The organism is Corynebacterium sp. HMSC055G02 (assembly GCF_001809065.1).
In the GTDB taxonomy this organism is placed as follows: domain Bacteria; phylum Actinomycetota; class Actinomycetes; order Mycobacteriales; family Mycobacteriaceae; genus Corynebacterium; species Corynebacterium jeikeium_D.
The window spans coordinates 1-2,857 of record NZ_KV795631.1; the positions used below are offsets into that span (position 1 = coordinate 1).

At 54.0% G+C, this 2,857-nt stretch carries 1 protein-coding gene and 2 rRNA genes; all 3 read right to left on the reverse strand.

Features of this window, described 5'->3' with window-relative positions; all coding sequences use genetic code 11:
* Positions 1-632, reverse strand: a 23S ribosomal RNA gene (locus tag HMPREF2547_RS00005); the annotation flags it as partial.
* A 382-nt stretch (positions 633-1,014) separates the two neighbouring features.
* Positions 1,015-2,538: ribosomal RNA gene (locus HMPREF2547_RS00010) — 16S ribosomal RNA — on the reverse strand.
* A gap of 103 nt (positions 2,539-2,641) precedes the next feature.
* Positions 2,642-2,857 (reverse strand): hypothetical protein (locus HMPREF2547_RS10880; RefSeq protein WP_210383938.1); only part of this gene is annotated, 216 nt, incomplete at its 5' end.

Genomic DNA, 2,857 nt, shown 5'->3' on the forward strand with positions numbered 1-2,857 from the left:
AAAAAGGGCTCTGACGGATTGTAAGCACATGGTTTCAGGTACTATTTCACTCCCCTCCCGGGGTACTTTTCACCATTCCCTCACGGTACTAATCCGCTATCGGTCATAAGCAGGTATTTAGGCTTACCGGGTGGTCCCGGCAGATTCACAGCAGATTCCACGAGCCCGCTGCTACTCGGGCAACACACCAATTGCACGCACGGGTGTTTCACGTACCGGACTCTCACCGTCTACGGCAGGACATTCCAATCCACTTCCGCTACACCCACACAACACAACGCAGGACTAGCAGACCCTGCACAATGCATCCCCACAACCCCACGCACGCAAACCCTGCCAGGTATCACACGCACGCGGTTTAGCCTCATCCACGTTCGTTCGCCACTACTAACGGAATCACAATTGTTTTCTACTCCTACGGGTACTGAGATGTTTCACTTCCCCGCGTAACCACCAATTAGACTATGAATTCATCTAACGGCGACCGCCCACAACGACGGCCAGGTTTCCCCATTCGGACACCCTCGGATCAACGCTCAGTTGGCAGCTCCCCGAGGCCTATCGCAGCCTCTCACGTCCTTCATCGGCCTACTATGCCAAGGCATCCACCATGCGCCCTTACAACACAACACACAAACAAATAACTAAGAACAATCACAAACAGAAAAACTGCTTGACAAAATCGAACTTACAGAAAAACAAGATGCTCGCGTCCACTATCCAGTTCTCACACAACACCCACACACCACACACAAACCACCAAACAGCAGCCTGCCCGCAGCACGCAGCAACCTGTAAACAGGAACAACAACATGTGTCATCCCAGACACCCAACAGCGCACCAACAACCAACCAACACAAAAAAGGAAAGCACAAACGCTTAAAGTCATCACACGCACGCGCAGACCACCACTTCAGTGATCTAACCAGTAGGTGTTCCACCCAAAAAACAAAAAATAGCCACACGCCACCAACACGATGACACATGACACAAAGAAAAAATAATCTCCTTAGAAAGGAGGTGATCCAGCCGCACCTTCCGGTACGGCTACCTTGTTACGACTTCGTCCCAATCGCCAATCCCACCTTCGACAGCTCCCCCACAAAAATGTGTTAGGCCACTGGCTTCGGGTGTTACCGACTTTCATGACGTGACGGGCGGTGTGTACAAGGCCCGGGAACGTATTCACCGCAGCGTTGCTGATCTGCGATTACTAGCGACTCCGACTTCACGGGGTCGAGTTGCAGACCCCGATCCGAACTGAGACCGGCTTTGCGGGATTAGCTCGCCCTCACGGACTGGCAACCCACTGTACCGACCATTGTAGCATGTGTGAAGCCCTGGACATAAGGGGCATGATGATTTGACGTCATCCCCACCTTCCTCCGAGTTAACCCCGGCAGTTTCTTACGAGTCCCCACCACAACGTGCTGGCAACATAAGACAAGGGTTGCGCTCGTTGCGGGACTTAACCCAACATCTCACGACACGAGCTGACGACAACCATGCACCACCTGTATACAAGCCACAAGGGAAACACCATCTCTGGCGCGATCCTGTATATGTCAAGCCCAGGTAAGGTTCTTCGCGTTGCATCGAATTAATCCACATGCTCCGCCGCTTGTGCGGGCCCCCGTCAATTCCTTTGAGTTTTAGCCTTGCGGCCGTACTCCCCAGGCGGGGCGCTTAATGCGTTAGCTACGGCACGGATCCCGTGGAAGGAAACCCACACCTAGCGCCCACCGTTTACGGCATGGACTACCAGGGTATCTAATCCTGTTCGCTCCCCATGCTTTCGCTCCTCAGCGTCAGTTACTGCCCAGAGACCCGCCTTCGCCACCGGTGTTCCTCCTGATATCTGCGCATTTCACCGCTACACCAGGAATTCCAGTCTCCCCTACAGTACTCAAGTTATGCCCGTATCGCCTGCACGCCCGGAGTTAAGCCCCGGAATTTCACAGACGACGCGACAAACCACCTACGAGCTCTTTACGCCCAGTAATTCCGGACAACGCTCGCACCCTACGTATTACCGCGGCTGCTGGCACGTAGTTAGCCGGTGCTTCTTCTCCATCTACCGTCAGAAACCCTTCGTCGATGGTGAAAGGAGTTTACAACCCGAAGGCCGTCATCCCCCACGCGGCGTCGCTGCATCAGGCTTCCGCCCATTGTGCAATATTCCCCACTGCTGCCTCCCGTAGGAGTCTGGGCCGTGTCTCAGTCCCAATGTGGCCGTCCACCCTCTCAGGCCGGCTACCCGTCGCCGCCTTGGTAGGCCATTACCCCACCAACAAGCTGATAGGCCGCGGGCCCATCCCACACCGAAAAAACTTTCCACCACACCCTCACGGTGCGGTCCTATCCGGTATTAGACCCAGTTTCCCAGGCTTATCCCGAAGTGCAGGGCAGGTCACCCACGTGTTACTCACCCGTTCGCCACTCGTGTACCCCAGCAAGCTGGAGCCTTACCGTTCGACTTGCATGTGTTAAGCACGCCGCCAGCGTTCGTCCTGAGCCAGGATCAAACCCTCCATCAAAAACCCTTCAAATCAGAAGAATCAAAAAACAATGAAAGGCCCAAAAACCTGACAAAAACAGACAAACAACCACCACACACAAACAATGCATGCGGCCTGGCCGTTATCCAAAAATAAAACGTTCTCCCCTTCGAACCGACGAGGCCAAAAAAGAAGAGAACAACCATGATCTTTCCCACAAATGAAAAAACCACGCGAAAAGCACCCAAACAAAGGCGCCGCCACGCAATCCATCACCCGCAAGCACAAAAGGACCCAAAACAAACAAAGGCCCCCGGCACCCACCAGCAACACACACGCAAACGACAACCAAACAAGC